The organism is Arenimonas sp., from assembly GCF_044348765.1.
In the GTDB taxonomy this organism is placed as follows: Bacteria; Pseudomonadota; Gammaproteobacteria; order Xanthomonadales; family Xanthomonadaceae; genus Arenimonas.
On the sequence record NZ_JBIKSE010000023.1, the window covers coordinates 1 to 21,451 of the forward strand.

A 21,451-nucleotide genomic window follows, 5' to 3' on the forward strand; every position below is an offset into this window, starting at 1 on the left:
GGCTATGGGCTGGGCGGTCGAGGAAATTGACGAATTCGTCGTGCATCAGGTCAGCCGTGTGCACACCGATGCCATGATCAAGGCTTTCGGCATTGATCCCAAGAAAGTGATGACCATCTTCGCCGAGCACGGCAATATCGGCCCGGCCTCGGTGCCGATCGTGCTCAGTAAGCTCAAGGAAATGGGCCGTCTGAAAAAAGGCCAACGCATTGCACTGCTCGGTATCGGTTCCGGGCTGAACTGCTCGATGGCGGAAGTGGTGTGGTAATCCGTGACTGAACCAGCGTCCTATCCCGATTACCCGTTCAGCCCGAAACGATTCGACCGTGGCAAGGGCATTGGACTGAGTTATCTGGACGAAGGTCCGGCCGAGGCCGATCCGGTGCTGATGCTGCACGGCAATCCGTCCTGGAGCTATTACTGGCGCCATCTGGTTTCCGGCCTGTGTGATGGTTATCGCTGCATCGTGCCCGATCACATCGGCATGGGCCTTTCCGATAAGCCCGACGACGGCGCCTACGCCTACACGCTGCAATCGCGCGTGGACGATCTCGATCGTCTGGTCGAATCTCTGGGCCTGACCCGCAAAATCACCTTGGCCGTGCATGACTGGGGCGGCATGATCGGTTTCGCCTGGGCGATGCGCAATCCGGAACGCGTCGCGCGTCTGGTCATCCTCAATACCGCTTCGTTTCCCATGCCGAAAACCAAGAAACTGCCGTGGCAGATTGTGCTTGGCCGCATTCCGCTGCTGGGCGCGGTGCTGATCCGCGGCTTCAATTTCTTCGCGCGCGGCGCCGCCGATCTCGGCGTGCTCCGGCCCATACCGCCGGCCAGCCGCAAAGCCCTGCTGGCGCCTTACGACAGCTGGGCGCACCGGCGTGCGGTGCACCGCTTCGTGCAGGACATTCCGCTGAAACCCGGCGATGCCGCCTGGGCGCTGGTGCAGCAGGCCGAAGTAAAGTTGCCGGGTTACCGCGATCGTCCGGCGTTCATCGGCTGGGGCCTGCAGGATTTCGTGTTCGATCAGGATTTCCTCGCGCATTTCGTCAAGGATCTGCCGTCGGCCACGCAAAAAATTTATGGGGATGCCGGCCATTACGTGCTAGAAGATAAGCACGAGGATCTGGTTCCGGCCATCCGCCAGTTCCTGGACCGTCACCCCATCGGCTGAGGAGGCACCGCGATGCCCGAGCTGATTAACATCGCGGACATCCTGCCCCTGCGTGCCGAACAGTTGGGCGATCGGCCGGCCATCCGTTGTCCAGGCACGAAAGGACCGGACGGTTTCGCGCGTTACGATGAGGTCATCAGCTACGCCGATCTTGATCGGCGCAGCCATCATTTGGCTTTGGGTTTCCAAGCCTACGGCATCGGCCGCGGACAACATGCGGTGGTGATGCTCAGGCCCTCGATTGAATTTTTTCTGGTGATGTTCGCGCTGTTCAAGGCCGGCGCGGTTCCGGTGCTGGTCGATCCGGGTATCGCACGCTCTGCGCTGAAACAATGCCTGCGTGAAGCCGCGCCGCAGGCGTTCATTGGCATTGCTCTGGCGCAAGCCGCGAAGCTGCTGTTGGGTTGGGCGCCGGACGTGCGATTGAAAGTCACCGACGGCCGTTTTGCCCTGTTCGGCGGTCGCACGCTGAGCGCCATCGAAGCCTTGGGCCGTGCCAGCCGGGCAGAATTGCCGCAGGTCGACGGCGAGAATCCGGCCGCGATTCTGTTCACCTCCGGTTCCACCGGTGTGCCCAAAGGCGTGCTGTACCGGCATCGGCATTTCACCGCGCAGGTACGTCTGCTGCAGCAGGCGTTCACCGTCGAACCCGGCGGCGTCAGTCTGCCGACCTTTCCCCCGTTTGCGCTGTTTGATCCAGCCTTGGGTCTGACCAGCATCATCCCCGATATGGATCCGCGCCGGCCGGGCAGCGCCGATCCGGAAAAACTGCGGCATGCCATCACGACGTTCGGGGTGACACAATTGTTTGGCTCGCCGGCCTTGATGGCGGTGCTGGCCAAGCACGGTAAAGCCTTGCCCGGCCTGCGCTGCGTTATTTCCGCCGGCGCCCCGGTGCCGGCCGACACCGTGGAAAAAATCCGCAGCCTGTGTGATCCGCAGGCGCGCTTCTGGACACCCTATGGTGCCACCGAGTGTCTTCCGGTGGCCGTGATCGACGGCGAGCAGCTGGCGCAGACTCGTGCCGGCACCGAGCAGGGCTTCGGCACCTGCGTGGGCACGCCTGTCCCGGAGAATACCGTGCGTCTGATTGGCATCAGCGATGAACCGATTGCCGATTGGGATGAGGGACGGTGCGTGCCACAGGGCGAAATCGGTGAAGTCACCGTGGCCGGCCCGAGCGCCACCGATAGCTATTACCGCCGCGAAGCTTCCAATCGTCTTGGTAAAATCCATGAAACTCTGGAAGATGGCAGCGCCCGCATCGTCCACCGCATGGGCGATCTAGCCTGGCAGGATACGCAGGGCCGACTGTGGTTCTGCGGCCGCAAATCGCAACGCCTGCAGACTGCGCAAGGGCTGCTCGGTACCGAAAACGTCGAACCGATTTTCAACCGGCATCCTGCGGTCAAGCGCTCGGCGCTGGTCGGTCTTGGTGCCTATGGCTTACAACAACCGGTGCTGTGTATCGAGCGCGAACCGGGCGCTACCGTTTCCGATTCCGTGCTGTGCAGCGAGTTGCTCAGTATGGCCAGCCAACATCGGCATACCCGGCAGATCCAGATCGTATTATTTCATCCCGGCTTTCCGGTAGATATCCGGCACAATGCCAAAATCGGTCGTGAGCAGCTCACGCGGTGGGCGGCCAAACGACTGGCCAAACGCGCATGAGGGTTTTGGTCACCGGCGGCAGCGGTTTTCTCGGCCAGGGCCTGTGTCGCGGCCTGTTGGCACAAGGGCATGCCGTGGTCAGTCTGCAGCGGCATTTCTCCAACGACCTGGAAGCACTCGGCGTGACCCAAGTGCTTGCTGCGCTCGATGATGCGGCAAAAGTACGTACTGCGTTGCAGGGAGTGGATGCTGTGCTGCACAATGCCGCCAAGGCCAGTGGCTGGGGCGCATGGCAGGAATTCGAGCGTAGCAATATCACCGGTACCGCCGTGCTGCTGGCCGAAGCGCGTACCGCCGGCATCCGCCGCTTCGTGTACACCTCGACACCGAGCGTGGTGCATGCCGGCCGCATGGCAGTGGCTGGAGGCAATGAAACCAATACGCCATATGCCTCACATTTTTCCGCGTATTATCCGCACAGCAAGATGCTGGCCGAACGTGCCGTGTTGTCCGCGAATACAACGGACTTCGCTACGGTGGCCTTGCGTCCGCGGCTGATCTGGGGGCCAGGTGACACTCAGCTGCTGCCCCGTTTGGCGCAACGGGCACGTGCGGGCCGTCTGCGTTTCATCGGCGATGGCAATAATCGGATGGACTGCACCTACATCGACAATGCGGTGCAGGCGCATCTGCAGGCGTTGGCGCATATTCAGCCGGGTGCGGCCTGTGCTGGCAAGGCTTACTTCATTTCCAACGGCGAGCCGATGCCGATCCGCGACATCGTCAACGGCCTGCTGAGCGCCGCCGACGCCCCTCTCGTGCAGGCCCGCGTGCCGTTTCCGGTGGCTTATTTCGCCGGCATGCTGTGTGAAGCCGTTTGGCGCACGTTTCAGATGAGCGGCGAACCTCCGATGACCCGTTTTTTGGCCGAACAATTGTCGACCGAGCATTGGTATGATTGTTCCAATGCGCGCCGCGATTTCGGTTATGTGCCGCAGGTCGGTTTTACCGAAGGCCTGCGTCGCCTGCGCGCCTCACTGCAGAAGGCTGATTGATGAGCACCCCGTTTTCCCTAGATTCGCTGAAGCCTTTGGCTGGCCGTGTCTTGCAGGAGGCATTGAACCGCGTGATCCGCTTGGATCCGGACAGCCATGCAAAATTACAGGCACTGGAAAGCCGCCGCATCGAAGCGCATCTGGAGTCGCCCGATATCGCCTTGGCCATCGATGTCCGCGACGGCCTGTTGCAGGTCGGCCCCATTGATCGCGCGCGCGAAGCCGACATTAGCATCAAGAGCAAGCTGTCGGGACTGCTGCAGAGTCTGCCGGTGTTCGCGCAGGGCCGGACTGTGGTCGGCGCCATGCGCATCAACGGCGATATCGAGCTGGCCCGCATGTTGCAGGATCTGCTGAAAAATTACGATCCGGATTGGGAGGCGCCGTTCGTCACCGCCTTCGGTCCGGTGCTTGGTCCGCAAGCGGCAAAAATTCTGCGCGAAGGATTTCGACATGCCCGTATCGGTACCGCCGGCCTAGCCCGTTCCGGCGCCGAATACGCCACCGAAGAAGCCCGGCTGGTGGTCGGCAAAGCTGAGCTCGCCGATTTCCATGCCGAAGTCGATCGGCTTCGGCAACGTGCTGACCGTCTATACGCACGTGCCCAGCAGCTTGCCGAGCAGACGAAATGAAACCGCTGTTGCGCGCCATCGCCATCGTCCGCATCGCCTTCCGTTATGGTCTCGATGAATGGTTGCCAGCATCGCGGATTACACCCCTGCTGCGCATAGTGAAGGTTTTCGTGCCGACCGCGGCAGCCAACCGCGCCTTGCCGCGGGGCGCTTGCCTGAGCATGGCTTTGCAGGAGTTGGGCCCCTTATTCGTCAAACTCGGCCAGGTGCTGTCGACGCGCCGCGATCTGCTGCCGGTCGATATCGCCGATGAACTGGCCAGTCTGCGCGACCAGGTGCAGGCGTTCCCGTCGTCACAGGCGCGTGCGCTGATCGAAGCCGGACTTCAGCGACCGCTGGCCGACGTATTCGAACGCTTCGATGACGAGCCGCTGGCTTCGGCCTCGATTGCCCAGGTGCATGCGGCGTGGCTGCAGGGCGGCCGCGAAGTGGTAGTGAAAGTACTTCGTCCCGACATCGAAGCCCATATCCGTGCCGATATCGCGCTGATGCGTCTGTTGGCTGACGGCCTGTACCGCCTGCATCCGCATGCCGACAAAATCCGTCCGCATGATGTGGTCAGCGAGCTGGAAAGTACGCTATTGGCCGAATGCAATCTGCAGCGTGAGGCCGCCAACGCCAGCTTGATGCGCCGCCTCTGGCAGGATAGTCCGGATCTTTCGGTGCCTGAAGTGATATGGCCACTGACCGGTGAAAAAATTCTAGTCATGCAGCGTGTGTATGGCATTCCCGCCGATGCCGTTGCCGAACTCGACCAACGTGGCATCGACCGCAAGGCACTGGCAGCGAAAGCGGTGCGCATTCTTTATCAACAGGTATTCCGCGATAATTACTTCCATGCCGATGCCCATGCTGGCAACATCTGGGTTGATATTGACGGTGCGCGTTCGGGGGCTTTCATCGCGATGGATTTCGGCATCGTCGGTCAGCTTAGCGAACAGGACCAGTATTATCTGGCCGAAAATTTCATGGCAATCTTCCATAAGGATTACCGTAAGATCGCACGCCTGCACGTGCAGGCCGGCTGGATGCCGGCTTCGCTGCGTCTGGATGAATTGGAAGCAGCCGTGCGTGCAGTCTGCGAGCCTTACTTCACCCGTCCGCTGTCGGAATTCTCAATTGCCGAGGTGGTGATTAAGCTGCTACAGACCGCGCAGAAATACCAGCTGACCGTGCAGCCCCAGCTGATTCTGCTGCAGAAGACCCTGCTCAATACCGAAGGTCTGGCGCGTACGCTCGATCCGCATATCGATTTGTGGGCAGTGGCGCGCCCGGTGCTTGAAGCAATTCTGCGCGAACGTTACAGTGCGAAAGCCTTCGCGGCCAAGTTGCAGAAACAATGGCCGGAAATCGTGCATCAGGCCTCGGGCTTGCCGGCCTTGCTGCAATCGGCACTCACGCAGCAGGTCGATGGCGAAACCCGAATCCGCATGCGCTCGGATGAAATCGCGCAGCTGGTGAAAATCAGCCAGCGCAATCAGCGCCAGCTGTTTGCGCTGGCCGTTGCGGTCACTGCCGGTTTCGCGGCCGGTCTGCTGGCTCTGCTCGCGGGTCCTGGTCCGATACTATATGCGGCATCGGCCTTGAGTCTGGGCGGATTCGTACTGGCCTGGCCGCGTAAGCCGTGACCGAAGCGGCGCTGGACGTTCTCTATCAAGACTCCCGTTGTGCCGTGATCAACAAACCGGCCGGTCTGATGGTGCATGCCAGCGGACTGGCGCGTGGTGAAGACGATTTCCTTTTACACCGGCTGCGTGTGCAGTTTGATTCGAAAGTGCATCTGGTGCACCGTCTCGACCGCGCCACCAGCGGTTGCATGCTGGTCGCTTTCGATGCCGAAGCGGCCTCCGTGCTCGGCCAGGCTTTCATGGACAGGGATGTCGGAAAAGACTATCTGGCCATCTGCCGGGGTTGGCCGGAGCTGGAATTCACCATAGATCATGATCTGGATGGCGGCCCCGGAAAGCCGGAAAAAAAACCGGCCGTCACCAGTTTTTGTTGTCTGGCTACCGCCGAATTACCGATGGCCAGCGCCGTGCATCCGACCTCGCGCTATGCCTTGCTGCAGTGTACGCCGGTGACTGGGCGCTTCCGGCAGATCCGACGGCATCTCAAGCATGTATCGCATCATCTGATCGGTGATACCAGCCACGGTGACGGTCGCCACAACCGCGCTTTCCGCATGTTGGGCGTACATCGAATGCTATTGCACGCCTGGCGTTTACGCTTTCCTCATCCGGAATCGGGTGAAATAGTAGCATGCAGTGCGCCGCTGGATGTCGAGTTCCGAAAAGCATTGACCCTGCTCGGCATGCCGCGCCAAGCTGACTTTCGACACATGGCTGATGTGCCGCCCGGCCTTAAGCTGTAGCTCTCCCTGAATTACCGGATCATATGATGAAACTCCGCCGTGTACCGCTCCTGCTCGTTTTGTTGTTTGCCGCATCATCCTTGCATGCCGCCGATGTCGGCCCGAAGGATGACGCCTTCATTGTTCAGTCGCGCAGCTTCCTGAGCAGCCATCCGGATCTGTATGCGCGCGTATTGGGCATGAAAAGCTACAGCAAAGGGGATTACAAAGAAGCCATGCGTCAGTTCCGCAAGGGCGCCTATTACGCCGACAAGCCCTCGCAGGCCATGGTCGCGGAAATGCTGTGGAAGGGCGAGGGCGTGCAGATCGACCGCGCTGAAGCCTATGTCTGGATTGATCTGGCGGCGGAGCGGCTGTACCGCGATCTGGTGGCCAAACGGGAGCAGTACTGGAGTGAACTGACCGAGCTTGAACGCCGCCAGGCGCTGGATAAAGGGGCGGCGCTGTATGCCCGTTACGGCGACAGCGTGGCCAAGAAGCGCATCGAAGCCATTCTGGAGCGCAACCGCCGCAACATCACCGGCAGCCGTACCGGTTTTGTAGGAAACCTGCGCATCGAAATCCCCGGTCCCGGCGGCATGCCCATCCAGGTCAACGGCGATGAGTTTTACCAGGATAAATTCTGGCAACCCGAAGCCTACTGGAAATGGCAGAATGGAACCTGGAAGGCCTTGCCGACCGGCACCGTGACCGCCAGCGAACTGATGCCGGTGGCGCCGGACGAGACGCTGAAAAAAGACGACGAATAGGACGATTGTGGCCAAGCTTTATTTCTACTACTCCACCATGAATGCCGGCAAGACTACCACCTTGCTGCAGAGCGCCTACAACTATCACGAGCGCGGCATGCGCACACTGATTCTGACGCCGCGGCTCGACAACCGTGCCGGTGAAGGCATCGTCGCTTCGCGCATCGGACTGAAAGCCAATGCGGTGACCTTCACCGGCGGCGATGATCTGGCGGCGCTGGTGCGACAAGCCCTGGCCGCCAAGGGCAAGATTGACTGCGTGTTGGTCGATGAGTCCCAGTTTCTTTCCAAAGTACAGGTCTGGCAATTGACCGATGTGGTGGATAGTCTGAAGATTCCGGTGTTGGCGTATGGTCTGCGTACCGATTTCCGCGGCGAACTGTTCGAAGGCAGCCAGTATCTACTGGCCTGGGCCGACAACCTGATTGAGCTGAAGACCATCTGCCATTCAGGCAAGAAGGCCAACATGGTGGTGCGTGTCGATGCCAACGGGCGCGCGGTCACCGAAGGTCCGCAGGTCGAAGTCGGCGGCAATGAACGCTATGTGTCGGTGTCGCGTCCCGAGTTCAAGAAAATCATGGCTGGCGAAAGCGCCATCGAACTGCAGCAGAGCGTGCTGCCGCTGGGTCAGGACGACTGACTCAGAGCCAGCGCCTTACGCGCTGGCGGTAGGCTGAGAATTCCTCGGCGAAATGCTGCGCCAGCAGGATTTCTTCCGGAATGATCTGGAAACGGGTGATGTAGGCGATGAACGCGATGGGGCCGAGCAGCGCCGCCGGACTTTCCAGATAAACTGCCCAGGCCAGCAACAGCAGTGCCATACCGACATACATCGGGTTGCGGCTGATGCGGTAAACGCCGCCGGTAACCAGACGACTGGTTTTTTCCGGATGCAGCGGATTGATGGTGGTACGGTGTCGTCGAAAGGAGAGTACGCCGACCAGAGCAAAACCGATCCCGATAATCGCCAGTGTGATAGCAGTAGGCAGGGCCCAGAGCGGACCGAGCCCATAGTGCAGCGTGTTTTCGGCCAGAAAATACATGCCTGTGGCACAGGCCAGGGCAATGATTGGCGGTGGAATTTTCAGGGCAAGCGTGGCCATGTCAGTGGATGACGCCGCAGGCGATGCGCGCACCGCCGCCGCCGAGTGTGGCGGGATGGTCGGCATGGTTGTCGCCGCCGGCATGCAGCATCAGCGCCCGGCCTGGCAGGTCGCTCATTTTCAGGCGCGGCGCCAGCACCGGCTGCGTGGCCGAGCCTTCGGCATCCACATACAGCGGCGGCAGATCGCCGCGGTGGCCGTCACCCCAGGGCGTGCCGTGTTTGCCGCTGGCGTCCGGATCATAATGACCGCCCGCGGCCAAGGCCGCGACCGGTTTGCCGTCTTTGTCTTTCGGCGCACAGCTCGGGTTTTCATGCACATGGAAGCCATGCAGTCCCGGCGGCAAAGCCCGCATCTGCGGGGTGAACACCAGACCGTAGGGGGTTTCAGTGATGCGCACCTCGCCGACCCAGGCCGCTTTACCGGTGGCATCGACCAGGTCCATGCTGACACTGCGTTCGTTGGCATTGGCGAGCGCGCTTGTCGTCAGCAGAAAAGCCAACAGGTAAAATTTCATGGCAGGCTCCAAAACATTGAGATTGTCCTAGCCTAACGGAAGTCGGGTCAAGCTGTTGTCAATCCGGCGTGCTCGCGTCCTTTGGCTCAGGCCGCGCTGTGTGCGAGCATCGAAGATAACAGCTGGAAAGCCCAATACAGACCGATGCCTATCTGCGCGGCAAAGGCTGCAAAACGGACCATAACCGCTGTCGGACTTGTCGAGACTAGATGCACCAGTGACTGGATTAGGCGGCTCGCCAGAAACATGTAGGCCAGCGGATCGGTGATCGCGGTGCGGTCGCTGACGATGGCCAGCAGCAGCAGGCCGCCGAATACCGGCAGACTTTCCACACAGTTGGCGTGCGCCCGCGCCAGACGCTGCATGAACGGCGACAGACCGGCATTGTCAGGCGTGAAGCCGTTGGCTGGCACTTTGCCGCGCAGTACCAGCTGTGAGCGCATGATTGCCATAAGCGTCAGAAGCAACAGAGCCCAAGCGATGAATGCGGTGAGAGTGAATACGGTAGGTGACATCATATTGAACTCCTGCTTAATAGAGAGTGATTAAAATGATACCCATATTAGTACGAATGTGAAGGGCGTATTCAGTCGCCTGCATGCATATTTTCAGGTTTGGCAAGATCCGCACCACGCCCCCGCCCGATTGTTCAGGCGTGAATCGCGCAACGGCCGCCCGCATTGCTTGCAGGGCTCACCTTCGCGGCCATATACATCCAGTTCCTGTTCGAAGTAACCGGGCTCGGAATCGGGATTGATGAAATCGCGCAGCGTAGTGCCGCCGCGCTTAATGGCGTAGGCGAGAATGTCTTTGGCCGCCACCGCCAGTTTTTCATAGCGCGCTTTGGACAGACTGCCGGCTTCGCGCAGCGGTGAAATGCCGGCGCGGAATAGGCTCTCGGCGGCGTAGATATTGCCCACGCCGACCACCATGGCCTGATCCATCAGAAAGGATTTGACTGCGGCGGTCTTGCCGCGGCTCTTGCGGAACAGATAGTCGCCGCTGAATTCATCCGACAGCGGCTCGGGCCCCAGCTTCTGCAGCAGCGGATGGATTTCACCCGACGCCTGCCAGAGCAGGCAGCCGAACCGGCGCGGATCAGTGAAGCGGATGATACGCTTGCCGGTCATTTCGATGTCGACATGATCGTGCTTGCCGGCCGGCGTGCCGGCCTTCAGCACGCGCATGCTGCCCGACATGCCCAGATGCCAGAGCGCACTGCCGGCCGCGGTGTGCATCAGCAGGTATTTGGCGCGGCGTTCGATGGCCAGGATCTTTTCGCCGGGCAGGCGATCGACGATCTCGAACGGAATCGCCCAGCGCAGGTTATCGCGGCGCAGCACCACACCGGTGATGCGTTTGCCGAGGATGTGCGGCTCCAGGCCGCGGCGGGTGGTTTCGACTTCGGGCAATTCAGGCATGGCTTCAGGCGTGCGGACGATTTCGGATACCATACACGAGAACCGGTATTGCCCGCGTGAGGCGGTGGAGACCCATGACCGACCTGTATCCTGTATCCGATGTGTTCGCCGCCAAGGCCGAGCTGGACAAAGCCGCTGTTGACGCGTTGCATGCCGCCGTCGCCAAGGATTCCGATGCCTTCTGGCGCGAACAGGCCGGGCGCCTGCTGTGGTCGAAACCCTTCACGATGGTCAAGAACGTCAGTTTCCATAAAGACGATTTCCGAATCCGCTGGTTCGAAGATGGCGAACTGAATGTGGCAGTCAATTGCCTGGATCGCCATTTGCCTGCACATGCTGATAAAACCGCCATCATCTGGGAATCCGACGATCCGGCTCTGCCTGCGCAACACATCAGCTACAGTGAGCTGCATGCCCGCGTCTGCCAACTGGCCAACGCCTTGGAAAATCTCGGGGTAGTCAAGGGCGATCGCATCACCATCTACCTGCCGATGATTCCGGAAGCAGCCATCGCTATGTTAGCCTGTGCTCGCATCGGTGCCGTGCACTCAGTGGTGTTCGGAGGTTTCTCGCCGGACGCCATCGCCTCGCGCATCGAAGACTGTGCCAGCAAATTGATCATCACCGCCGGCGCCAGTCAACGCGGCGGAAAATGGCTGCCGCTGAAGGCGCAGGTGGATGAGGCTCTGCAACAGCGCGGCACCCATTCCATAGAAACCGTGCTGGTGGTCCGCCACGGCCCAGGCGCGCCACCGATGCAGATGCCGCGCGACCGCTGGTATGACGAGGTGGTTGATCCACAGCCGTGCACACATGCGGCGGCGGCGATGAATGCTGAAGACCCGTTATTCATTCTGTATACCTCGGGCTCCACCGGCAAGCCCAAAGGCGTACTGCACACCAGTGCCGGCTATCTGCTGCATGCCAGTTTCACCCACGAAGCGGTGTTCGATCTGAAACCCGAAGATGTGTACTGGTGCACCGCTGATGTCGGTTGGATTACCGGTCACAGTTATTGCGTGTATGGTCCGCTGGCGAATGCCGCCACCACCCTGATGTTCGAAGGCGTACCGAACTGGCCAGATTTCTCGCGCTTCTGGCAGGTCATCGATAAGCATCAGGTCAGCATTTTCTATACGGCACCGACCGCCATCCGTGCCCTGATGCGTGAAGGCGAAGCCCCGGTGCAGCGCAGTTCGCGGGCTTCGTTGCGATTGCTCGGTACAGTCGGCGAGCCGATCAATCCGGAAGTCTGGCGCTGGTATCACCGCGTGGTCGGCGATGGTCGTTGTCCGGTAGTAGACACCTGGTGGCAGACCGAAACCGGCGGCATTCTGATTGCGCCGTTACCGGCCGCGACTGATCTGAAACCAGGTTCGGCCACGCTGCCGTTTTTCGGCATACGTCCGCAGTTGGTCAATGCCGAAGGGGTACCGATCGAGGGCGCCGGCGAAGGTACTCTGGTGTTGCTGGATTCCTGGCCCGGCCAGATGCGCACGGTCTACGGGGATCACGCACGCTTCTTCGAAACCTATTTCAGCACCTATCCCGGTACCTACTTCACCGGCGACGGCGCCCGCCGTGATGCCGATGGCTATTACTGGATTACCGGTCGCGTCGATGATGTTTTGAATGTATCCGGGCATCGTCTGGGGACCGCCGAAATCGAAAGCGCCTTGGTGTCGCATCCGGCCGTGGCCGAAGCGGCGGTAGTTGGCGCGCCGCATGACATCAAAGGCCAGGGCATTTATGTGTATGTCACGCTCAAGGCCGGCCAGACCGAATCCGAGGCCCTACGCCGGGAACTGATCGAACACGTGCGCCACCATCTGAGTCCAATCGCCAGTCCGGATTGGATGCAGTGGGCGCCGGGCCTGCCGAAGACGCGTTCGGGAAAAATCATGCGGCGCATTCTGCGCAAAATCGCGGAAAACCAACCGGATGCCTTGGGCGATATTTCCACCTTGGCCGATCCGACCGTGGTCGCACATCTGTTCGAGCACCGCCTGATCCGCTGAGTCAGTCCAGCAGCACCAGTTCGATCTGGAAGTCCTGGCTGTATAGCCGGGCCGCGAAGGCATATGCGCTTTTACGATGCCACCCAAAGCCAGTGCACGAACTACTACTGTTGCACAGGGTAATCCGCCTGCACACATGGGACAAGAAAAAAGGCGCCGAAGCGCCTTTTCCGGTAAGCGTGAAAGCTCAGTCTTCTTTGCCGATGAATTTGTAGATGGTGGCACCGAGCAGGGCGCCGACAATCGGTGCAGCCCAGAACACCCACAACTGCTGCACGGCCCAGGGATCGGCATAGACAGCGACACCGGTGCTTCGTGCCGGATTCACCGAGGTTTGATCGACTGGAATTGTAATTAAATGAATCAAGGTGAGGCACAGTCCGATGGCAATCGGTGCGAAGCCGGCGGGTGCACGTTTGTCGGTAGCACCGAGGATGACGATCAGGAAGAAGGCCGTCATCACCACCTCGGTGATGACCGCGGCCTGCAGGGAGAAGCCTCCAACAGAATGCTCACCGTAGCCGTTCGAAGCGAAGTTTCCGGCGCCCGTGAAATCGGCCTTGCCGCTGATAATCAGGTACAGGATACCGCCAGCCGCGATGGCACCGAGCACCTGTGCGACGATGTAAGGCAGCAGATCCTTGGCCGGAAAGCGGCCTGCAGCCCACAGACCGATGGATACTGCCGGATTGAGATGACAGCCCGAAATATGGCCGATGGCATAGGCCATGGTCAGAACGGTCAAGCCGAAAGCGAGCGAGACGCCGGCAAAACCGATACCAAGCTCTGGGAAAGCGCCGGCCAACAAGGCACTGCCGCAGCCGCCGAGCACCAGCCAAAGTGTTCCAAAAAATTCTGCGCCGAGTTTTTTCATTTTCCTCTCCAAAAATAAAGGTCGTGTTGCGAATGTGATTTGTTCTTGTGTCGTGCTACTCGTTCTGTGAATCGGGACACCCCCCGTGCTTACGACAAACCGATGATGAAGGCTTTCTATAGAATGCCGGCATCGCCGCATCATTGCTTGCCTTTGACGGTCAGTCATTTGCCCTTATCGACATCACCGAGATTGCGGTCGGGACATGCTTGCGCCTGTCACACGGCAGGGGCATCATAGCGGGAACGGAGGTATCTATGCTGACCTGGATGAAATCGAAGTGGTTACTGTTGTCGGGATTGCTTGTGCTAGTGGTCAGCGCTTATGCCCTGATCGGATTCAAGCTTGTACCCAAGTTGATCCGCAGTCAGGCCATGGATTATGCGCAGACGGAATTGAAGAAGCCGCTCCGTCTTGGCGAAATACGCTTCAATCCATTCACCTTCGAACTCGACATGCGCGATATCGAACTGCAGGATGCCGACATGCCCTTGCTGTCGCTGCAACGCCTTTTCGTGGATTTCGAGGCATCTTCACTGTTTAGGCGTGCTTTCGTTTTCAAGACCTTGCTGCTGGATAAGCCGTTCGCGCGTGCCATCATCAAACCGGATGGCTCACTCAATCTGGCGGAACTGCTACCCAAGGAAAAAAACGATGCTCCCCTTCCGAATGTCTGGATCGGCGACTTTACGGTCAATACTGGCCAGGTTAATTTCGCCGATCAAAGCCGCGCACTCAAGCCAGAAAAAAAACTGACGCCAATCAGTTTCAGCCTTAAGGATTTCAAAACCCGCAATGACGGTGGCGGCTTCGTGTTGGCTGCGGCCAGCGACCAGGGTGAGCGTTTCGAGTGGCGCGGCAGTCTATCACTGGAACCGGTCGCCTCCAAAGGCAACTTCAAAGTCGAGGCCTTCAAGGCGGTCGGCGCCTACCAATTCCTGAGCGAAGAACTGCCTTTCCAACTCAGCGATGGTAGCTTCAGTCTGTCGGGAGATTATGATTTCAACATTCAGGGCAAAAGTGCTCCGCACCTGCTGGTCAATCTTCCAAGCATCCGCGCCGACCAGCTTGCCATCCGCCCGAAGAACGGTGCCGAAGACTGGCTGCGTCTGCCCTCGGTCGTGCTCAACGACACCCGCGTCGACCTCAACAAGCAGACTGCCAGCGTTACCGCCATCACCCTGCAGGGCGTGCAGGCGAAAGTCTGGCTGAATCCGGACGGCTCGCTCAACATCGAACGCCTATTCGCCGAAGAGGGTGCGCCGCCAGTACCTGTCGTCCCGGCGCAGTCCGGTGCAACGCCATGGAAAGCGGACATCGGTAAAATCACCGTCAGTGCCGCTACCCTCGATGTCGAAGACCGCACGGTCAAACCCGCCGGCAAATTCCAACTCACACCCACCGAATTTAGCGCCAGCGGTCTGAGCCTGGATCTGGACAAGCCGGTACCGATTGCGATGACCAGTACCATCAATGGCAAGGCGCCGCTGCGCATCGAAGGCGCCGTGGTGCCGTCGGTGGTCACCGCCGATCTGGCGCTGGAACTTAGCGGCATGCCGATGAACCAGCTGCTGATGTATCTGCCGGATTTTCCGGGCACCACCTTCAAGTCCGGTACGGTGGCGGCGAAAGGCCGCCTGCAGATGGATGAGAAAGCCAACATCGCCTACCAGGGCGACGGTGTGGTCGACAATCTGGTGCTGCTCGATGTCAAGAACCGTTCGGAGATCATCGCGCTGGCCAAAACCACGGCCAAGGGCATCAATTACCGGCAGGGCCCGGAAAAAATCCGCATCGATGCTGTCATCCTCGATCGTCCCTCCATGGAAGTGGTGGTGACCGAGCAGGGCAGCATCAACCTGGTGGAGATGCTCACCGAAGATACCGCCGGCACGGCGCAATCCGGCAGCAAGGAGGCCGTTGCCGAAATCCCAATCGATATTGGCAAGCTGGTGTTCAACAAAGGCACCATGCGTTTTGCCGACTATTCGATCCAGCCGAATTTCCGGGCGCGCATCGAAGGCCTGGATGGTCGCATTCTCGGCATCTCCACCCGTCCCGATGCCGTCGCCGAGATCGACCTGAACGGCTACGTCATCAACAAATATTCGCCGGCAGTGATCAAAGGCAAGACCAGCATTTTCGATTACGAAAAAAGCACCGATATCCAGATGGCCTTCCGCAACATCGAGCTGCCGGTATTCAATCCGTATTCCGGCCGCTTCGCCGGCTATGCCATCGCGAAAGGCAAGCTGACCACCGAGCTGCATTACCGTATCAACGACAAGAAACTGCAGGCCGACCATCATGTGATTCTCGACCAGCTGACCTGGGGCCAGGCCACCGGCAGCAAGGAAGCGGTGTCATTGCCGATCCGTTTGGCCACCTCTTTGCTGAAAGACAAAAATGGGGTCATCGATCTGAATGTGCCGGTCACCGGTACGCTGGATGATCCCAAGTTCCGGGTCGGACCGATTGTCTGGCAGATCGTCAAGAATCTTGTGGTGAAAGTGGTGACGGCGCCATTCTCGTTCATCGGCGGCCTGTTTGCCGGTGCCGAAGAAGCACAGTTCATCGATTTCGCCCCTGGATCGGCCGCGCTCCCGGCCGCGGCCGCCACCAATCTGCCGCAATTGGCCAAGGCGCTGGTCGATAAGCCCGAGTTGAACCTCGATATTCCCGCCGGCGTGCTGGATGAACTCGACCGCGACGCTCTGGCCAAGCGCAAGATGCAGGCCGCCGCCGCGGCGCACATCGGCAAGCCCGGAAAATCCCTGCCGCCGTATGCCGACTGGGAGCCGAAACAGCAGCTGGACGCGCTGGAGGCACTCTACAAGAAGCAATTTGGCGCGAAACCGGAAATTCCGAAGCCCGAAGCTGTGGCCGAAACGGCCGATGATGCCGGCTGGCGCGAAAAGCGGGCGGCCAAGAAATCCTTCGAGGTGGACTGGCTGGAAACGCAACTCATCGCCAAATACCAACCGGCGCCTGCGGAACTGGCCGAGCTGGGTGCTGCCCGCGGCGAGGCGGTGCAGGATGCCTTACTGAAAGACGGCGTACTCGATGCAACGCGCGTGTTCCTGTCGACCAATGCCCAGCTGAAGTCTCAGGACGGCAAGGTACGTATGGAATTACAGATGAAATAAATCGATCTTCGCGGATGCCAAAGACAAACCACTGTCCACCAAAGCAAAGACCTGCAAACATGAATTCCCTATCGTGGTGATTCGGGTTAATGCCAGTTCTGCGCCCGGCTCGATTTCCTGTTCAAGTGATGCATTGGCATTTAAAGTATTGAAATTAATTATATAATGTCAGCATAGCACTCGGTAAAATTAGTAAAAATGAATACAAGTCCGTCTCACGAGCTTCCTGTCATGCCTGTGCTGAGCGATTCGGAATCGCCGCCAGGCTTTCATTTGCTCGCCAAACCAAGCGGATCCACCTGCAATATTGATTGCACCTATTGTTTCTTCCTGTCCAAAGAAGCCTTGTATCCGAACGACAAAAGTCGGATGCCGAACGCAACACTTGAAGCGTATATCCGGCAATTATTGGAATCACACCGCACGCCAAATGTCACGGTGGCTTGGCAGGGCGGCGAGCCGACCTTGATGAAGCTGGAATTCTTCAGACAATCTATTGAGTTGGTTGAGAAATACCGCCGTCCCGATCAGGTGGTGCAGCATACGTTCCAGACCAATGGCTTGTTGATTGACGATGAGTGGTGCTTATTTTTTAAGCAGCATAATTTCTTGGTTGGCCTGAGTGTTGATGGTCCGCGTGAACTGCACGATGCCTACCGCCGCGACCGCCGTGGCAAAGGTACGTTCGATTTGGTGATGCGTGGTTGGAGTTTTCTTAAAAAACACGACGTCGATTTCAATATTCTGTGCACGGTCAATGCCGCCAACGAGAAACACGGACGTGATGTGTATCGGTTCTTCCGCGACGAGCTGGGCGCCAAGTGGATTCAATTTATTCCAATCATTGAACGCGCCAGCTACGATACGCTGGATATTGCGAATAAGGGATGGAGCGAGCAGCCCGGAAAAAAGCGCGTACTTTACACGCAAACCGGTAATCTGGTTACCGATCGTACCGTGGGTAGCGAGCAATATGGAAACTTTCTGATTGATATCTTTGAAGAATGGTTACGCCGTGATGTTGGGCAAGTTTTTGTACAATTATTTGATGTGACACTGGAAGCTTTTTTTGGTCGTCACATGCTGTGCATTCATGCTCCGACCTGTGGTTATGGTCCTGCACTGGAGCACAACGGCGATTTGTATTCCTGTGACCATTTCGTCGAGCCAAAATTCCTTTTGGGCAATATCCATGAAACCCATATGGCAGCGCTGGTGGCGTCGCCCGAGCAGCGTAAATTTGGGATGGATAAGCGCGATTCACTGACCACGCAATGCAAGAACTGCAAGGTTCGAAATTGGTGCAATGGCGGCTGTCCGAAGGATCGATTCGCGTTATCCAAAGACGGCGAAGAAGGACATAATTATCTTTGTGCCGGTCTTGAAAAGTTCTTCATGCATGTTGGTCCAACGTTTAATGTGATGGTACAACTGCTAAAGCAAGGCCACGCCCCCGCCAATATTATGGAAACAATCGCTGAAATGGATGCCAAGCGTGGACCTTATGCGCTATGTGCCTGCGGCAGCGGTAAGAAGTTCCGTTTCTGTCACGGCAATGCAACGCCAGAAACCACTTTCAGCGGTGTCAGCACAATTGCATTAGGCACTAAATCAACGCAGCAAATTGATGCCATCAGGGCCGATAGCCAGTCGCGAGAAATACCCAGTTCGACCATTACGGAAAGTGGTTGAGATTTAATAGTCAGATTTACCACCCGTCGCTGATTTTTTTAACAGTTATAAAATTAGTGATTTCATTTAGTTCTACAAAAAAGGAGATGTACTATGGCAGCACAAAAGAAACCCAATTTTCTAATCCTTTGGGGCGACGACATCGGTTGGTTCAATATCAGCGCCAACAACCATGGCATGATGGGTTACAAGACGCCCAATATCGACAGCATTGCCAGAGATGGTGCAATGTTCACCGACTGGTACGGGCAGCAAAGCTGCACCGCTGGTCGCGCATGTTTCCTGACCGGTCAATCCGGATTCCGTACCGGCATGCTGAAAGTTGGTTTGCCGGGCGCCAAAGAGGGCCTGCAGGCGCGTGATGTCACCATCGCTGAACTGCTCAAGGCGCAAGGCTACATGACCGCCCAATTCGGCAAGAACCATCTTGGCGACGCCGACGAAACGCTGCCAACCGCGCACGGCTTCGACGAATTCTTCGGCTCGCTGTATCATCTGAACGCCGAGCAAGAACCCGAGTGCGAGGATTACTTCAAAGATCCGGAAATGATCAAGAAGTATGCCACACGCGGCGTAATCCATTGCTGGGCCAACCCCGACGGCACGCAACGCATCGAAAGCACCGGACCGCTCAACAAGAAGCGCATGGAAACCATCGATGAGGAAGTCACCGCGCTCACGCTCGACTATCTGGAAAAGGCTGCAAAATCCGACAAGCCGTTCTTCCTGTGGTGGAACTCCACCCGCATGCATATCTTTACCCACCTGAAGGAAGAGTCCAAGGGCGTTACCGGCCTGGGCACCTACCCGGACGGCATGGTTGAGCATGACGGCCATGTGGGTCAGATTCTCAATAAGCTGAAAGAGCTGGGCTTGGACGACAACACCATCGTGATGTATTCGACCGACAACGGCGCCGAATGCTTCACTTGGCCTGACGGCGGCACTACCCCGTTCCGTGGCGAAAAGAATGAAAACTGGGAGGGCGGTTACCGCGTTCCTTGCTTCCTGCGTTGGCCTGGTGTGATCAAACCCGGCACCATTAACAACGATATCTTCTCGCACGAAGACATGCTGCCAACCATTCTGGCTGCTACTGGCGTACCCGATGTCAAAGAGCAGTTGTTGAAGGGAATGAAAGTTGGCGAGAAAACCTTTAAGGTCCATCTTGACGGTTATAACCAGCTCGATGCCTTGGCAGGCAAGGCCGAAAACCCACGTAAGGAATTCTTCTATTGGAACGATGATGGCTCGCTAGTCGCCTTGCGTTACAACCAATGGAAAATCGTGTTCCAGGAACAACGCGAGCACGGCTTTGCGGTCTGGGCCGAGCCCTTCGTGCAGCTTCGCGTGCCCAAGCTGTTCAACCTGCGTACCGATCCGTTCGAGATTGCCGATAAAGTGGCAATGGACTACGATCATTGGCGTCTTGATCGCGTGTTCATGTTCGTGCCGGCGCAGGACTATATCGCGAAGTACATCGCCACCTTCAAAGAGTTTCCGCCGAGCCAGAAGGTCGGTACTTTCTCTCTGGATGCGGTGCTCGAGTCGCTTGCGTCCGGCCAGAAAGGCTAAGTACAACAGGCCTTAAGTAGCGCTCGTGTTTAGCGTGAAAGCATAAAAAATCCCTCGGTAGATGGACGTTTGCCGAGGGATTTTTTTAAGAGTAATCGGAATTTCGTATAGCCATCAACTGCGATGCCATCAATGAACAAAAATTCGGCAGACGACTCAATTTCATGAGCCATCACAAAGATCCTGGGCGATTAAAGGCGGGTAGTTTGCCTGTGGTACAGGATTTTTACGAGCGTTATCCGTATCCGCCGCCGGTTGAGAGTCTCGATAAATATCGTGCCCTGTGGCAGGATCCGCAGAAGAAACGTGCGGATTACCATCTCTACTGGCCTTCAGCGCCTTATTGCGAGGATCACTGTATTTTAATTGCGGGCTGCGGCACATCGCAGGCGGCAAAGCATGCCATGCGTTGGCCTGATGCCAAAGTTGTTGGCATCGATTTTAGTGCCAACAGTATTGATAAAACTGTCCAGCTGAAACGTAAATATCAGCTGGATAAGCTTGAGCTGCATCAGATGCCTATTGAGCGCGTGTCTGAACTGGGTGAGCAATTCGACCAGATTGTTTGCACCGGTGTGCTGCATCATCTTGCCAGTCCCGACATTGGACTGAAAGCCTTGCGCAGTGTACTCAGGCCTGAGGGCGCCATGCAACTCATGCTGTATGCGCCCTACGGGCGTGCCGGCATCTATATGCTTCAGGACTTTTGTCGACGGCTGGGCATCACTGCAAGCGATGAGGGTATCGACGAGCTCGTTGCGGCACTGCAATTGTTGCCGCCAGCACACCCTTTGCAGAACCTGCTGCGCGAAGCGCCGGATTTCCGCAATCCAGCCGCCCTGGCCGATGCGCTATTGCATCCGCAAGATCGCGCATATTCAGTACCGCAGTTATTCGAATTTTTGGAAAACGGCGGCATGACATTCGGCCGCTGGATCAATCAAGCCGCTTACGAACCGGCTTGCGGTGTGATGGAGAAAATCCCGCAAATATCCAGGCTATCGGCGCTTCCAAAGGCTGAACAATATGCCGCGACTGAACTATTCCGCGGCAGCATGCTTACCCATAGTGTGGTCGCCTATCGTAACGACCGACCAGGCGGCCCACAGCAGCCTGAATTTACCAGTGAAGACTGTCTTGATTATGTGCCTATTCGCCGAGCAGACACAATATGCATCCAGGAGCGTTTGCCTCCCGGCGCCGCAGCTGTTTTGATTAACCAAAGCCATACCTTTAAAGATTTGGTAATGATTTTAGATCATGCCGAAAAAAACCTTTATGGAGGCATTGACGGCACTGCAAGTATCGGCGATATCATCAGAAAAAATCCGGTTTCTACATTGTCAGCCGATGCTTCATGCCGTTTTTTCGAGCGGCTCTGGCAGTGGGATCAAGTTGTATTCGACCAGTCAATGCAAACTTCTAAATCAAGCAGGCATGCCAAAGCAATGTAACAGAATACAGAACAAGGTAATTGCACATGAAGAATATTTTTTACACAAATGGTGTGCGA

At 57.8% G+C, this 21,451-nt stretch carries 19 protein-coding genes; 14 read left to right on the forward strand and 5 right to left on the reverse strand.

The features are described 5' to 3' along the window. From ACIQ0Q_RS05255 to ACIQ0Q_RS05295, 9 genes are all read left to right on the forward strand, one after another. Window positions 1-268 (forward strand): 3-oxoacyl-[acyl-carrier-protein] synthase III C-terminal domain-containing protein (locus ACIQ0Q_RS05255; protein WP_395771899.1); only part of this gene is annotated, 268 nt, incomplete at its 5' end. 3 nt (window positions 269-271) lie between these two features. Next, complete coding sequence (locus ACIQ0Q_RS05260) at window positions 272-1,174, forward strand: alpha/beta fold hydrolase (RefSeq protein ID WP_395771900.1); 903 nt, start codon at window positions 272-274, stop codon at window positions 1,172-1,174. 12 nt (window positions 1,175-1,186) lie between these two features. Continuing rightward, entirely contained in the window at window positions 1,187-2,845 is a 1,659-nt protein-coding gene (locus ACIQ0Q_RS05265; RefSeq protein WP_395771901.1) for a fatty acid CoA ligase family protein, read from the forward strand. Then, on the forward strand, window positions 2,842-3,840 hold the full coding sequence (locus tag ACIQ0Q_RS05270) for an NAD-dependent epimerase/dehydratase family protein (protein ID WP_395771902.1): 999 nt from the start codon (window positions 2,842-2,844) through the stop codon (window positions 3,838-3,840). Before ACIQ0Q_RS05265 ends, ACIQ0Q_RS05270 begins: the two co-directional genes overlap by 4 nt. Continuing rightward, on the forward strand, window positions 3,840-4,472 hold the full coding sequence (locus tag ACIQ0Q_RS05275; protein ID WP_395771903.1) for an SCP2 domain-containing protein: 633 nt from the start codon (window positions 3,840-3,842) through the stop codon (window positions 4,470-4,472). The genes ACIQ0Q_RS05270 and ACIQ0Q_RS05275 overlap by 1 nt, the downstream gene beginning before the upstream one ends. Further along, window positions 4,469-6,100 (forward strand): 2-polyprenylphenol 6-hydroxylase, encoded by a 1,632-nt coding sequence (gene ubiB, locus ACIQ0Q_RS05280; protein WP_395771904.1) that lies wholly within the window; start codon window positions 4,469-4,471, stop codon window positions 6,098-6,100. The genes ACIQ0Q_RS05275 and ubiB overlap by 4 nt, the downstream gene beginning before the upstream one ends. Further along, entirely contained in the window at window positions 6,097-6,843 is a 747-nt protein-coding gene (locus ACIQ0Q_RS05285; protein ID WP_395771905.1) for a pseudouridine synthase, read from the forward strand. Before ubiB ends, ACIQ0Q_RS05285 begins: the two co-directional genes overlap by 4 nt. Window positions 6,844-6,866: 23 nt before the next feature. Beyond that, on the forward strand, window positions 6,867-7,592 hold the full coding sequence (locus tag ACIQ0Q_RS05290; RefSeq protein ID WP_395771906.1) for a hypothetical protein: 726 nt from the start codon (window positions 6,867-6,869) through the stop codon (window positions 7,590-7,592). A gap of 7 nt (window positions 7,593-7,599) precedes the next feature. Next, a complete protein-coding gene (locus ACIQ0Q_RS05295; protein WP_395771907.1) occupies window positions 7,600-8,232 on the forward strand; it encodes a thymidine kinase in 633 nt (210 codons plus the stop codon). 1 nt (window position 8,233) lies between these two features. Here ACIQ0Q_RS05295 and ACIQ0Q_RS05300 read toward each other — a convergent pair whose 3' ends face one another. The 4 genes from ACIQ0Q_RS05300 to mutM all read right to left on the reverse strand — a co-directional run bounded on the left by ACIQ0Q_RS05300 (window position 8,234) and on the right by mutM (window position 10,633). Beyond that, a complete protein-coding gene (locus ACIQ0Q_RS05300; protein ID WP_395771908.1) occupies window positions 8,234-8,761 on the reverse strand; it encodes a methyltransferase family protein in 528 nt (175 codons plus the stop codon). Continuing rightward, on the reverse strand, window positions 8,697-9,212 hold the full coding sequence (gene sodC, locus ACIQ0Q_RS05305) for a superoxide dismutase [Cu-Zn] SodC (protein ID WP_395771909.1): 516 nt from the start codon (window positions 9,210-9,212) through the stop codon (window positions 8,697-8,699). The genes ACIQ0Q_RS05300 and sodC overlap by 65 nt, the downstream gene beginning before the upstream one ends. An 86-nt stretch (window positions 9,213-9,298) precedes the next feature. After that, the gene (locus ACIQ0Q_RS05310) at window positions 9,299-9,730 is read right to left on the reverse strand and encodes an MAPEG family protein (RefSeq protein ID WP_395771910.1); all 432 of its coding nucleotides are present in this window, start codon (window positions 9,728-9,730) and stop codon (window positions 9,299-9,301) included. A 90-nt stretch (window positions 9,731-9,820) separates the two neighbouring features. Next, the gene (gene mutM / locus ACIQ0Q_RS05315; RefSeq protein WP_395771923.1) at window positions 9,821-10,633 is read right to left on the reverse strand and encodes a bifunctional DNA-formamidopyrimidine glycosylase/DNA-(apurinic or apyrimidinic site) lyase; all 813 of its coding nucleotides are present in this window, start codon (window positions 10,631-10,633) and stop codon (window positions 9,821-9,823) included. 74 nt (window positions 10,634-10,707) lie between these two features. Here mutM and acs point away from each other — a divergent pair, with 74 nt between their 5' ends. Further along, a complete protein-coding gene (acs, locus tag ACIQ0Q_RS05320) occupies window positions 10,708-12,651 on the forward strand; it encodes an acetate--CoA ligase (RefSeq protein WP_395771911.1) in 1,944 nt (647 codons plus the stop codon). A 187-nt stretch (window positions 12,652-12,838) separates the two neighbouring features. Here acs and aqpZ read toward each other — a convergent pair whose 3' ends face one another. After that, window positions 12,839-13,525: an aquaporin Z gene (gene aqpZ, locus ACIQ0Q_RS05325; RefSeq protein WP_395771912.1), complete on the reverse strand. Its 687-nt coding sequence runs from the start codon at window positions 13,523-13,525 to the stop codon at window positions 12,839-12,841. Window positions 13,526-13,782: 257 nt separating this feature from the next. Here aqpZ and ACIQ0Q_RS05330 point away from each other — a divergent pair, with 257 nt between their 5' ends. The 4 genes from ACIQ0Q_RS05330 to ACIQ0Q_RS05345 all read left to right on the forward strand — a co-directional run bounded on the left by ACIQ0Q_RS05330 (window position 13,783) and on the right by ACIQ0Q_RS05345 (window position 21,392). Continuing rightward, window positions 13,783-16,671: a DUF748 domain-containing protein gene (locus ACIQ0Q_RS05330; RefSeq protein ID WP_395771913.1), complete on the forward strand. Its 2,889-nt coding sequence runs from the start codon at window positions 13,783-13,785 to the stop codon at window positions 16,669-16,671. 231 nt (window positions 16,672-16,902) lie between these two features. Beyond that, complete coding sequence (locus tag ACIQ0Q_RS05335) at window positions 16,903-18,363, forward strand: anaerobic sulfatase maturase (protein WP_395771914.1); 1,461 nt, start codon at window positions 16,903-16,905, stop codon at window positions 18,361-18,363. A 93-nt stretch (window positions 18,364-18,456) separates the two neighbouring features. Next, window positions 18,457-19,938: an arylsulfatase gene (locus ACIQ0Q_RS05340; RefSeq protein ID WP_395771915.1), complete on the forward strand. Its 1,482-nt coding sequence runs from the start codon at window positions 18,457-18,459 to the stop codon at window positions 19,936-19,938. 164 nt (window positions 19,939-20,102) lie between these two features. Next, entirely contained in the window at window positions 20,103-21,392 is a 1,290-nt protein-coding gene (locus ACIQ0Q_RS05345; protein ID WP_395771916.1) for a class I SAM-dependent methyltransferase, read from the forward strand. Window positions 21,393-21,451 lie beyond the last annotated feature (59 nt).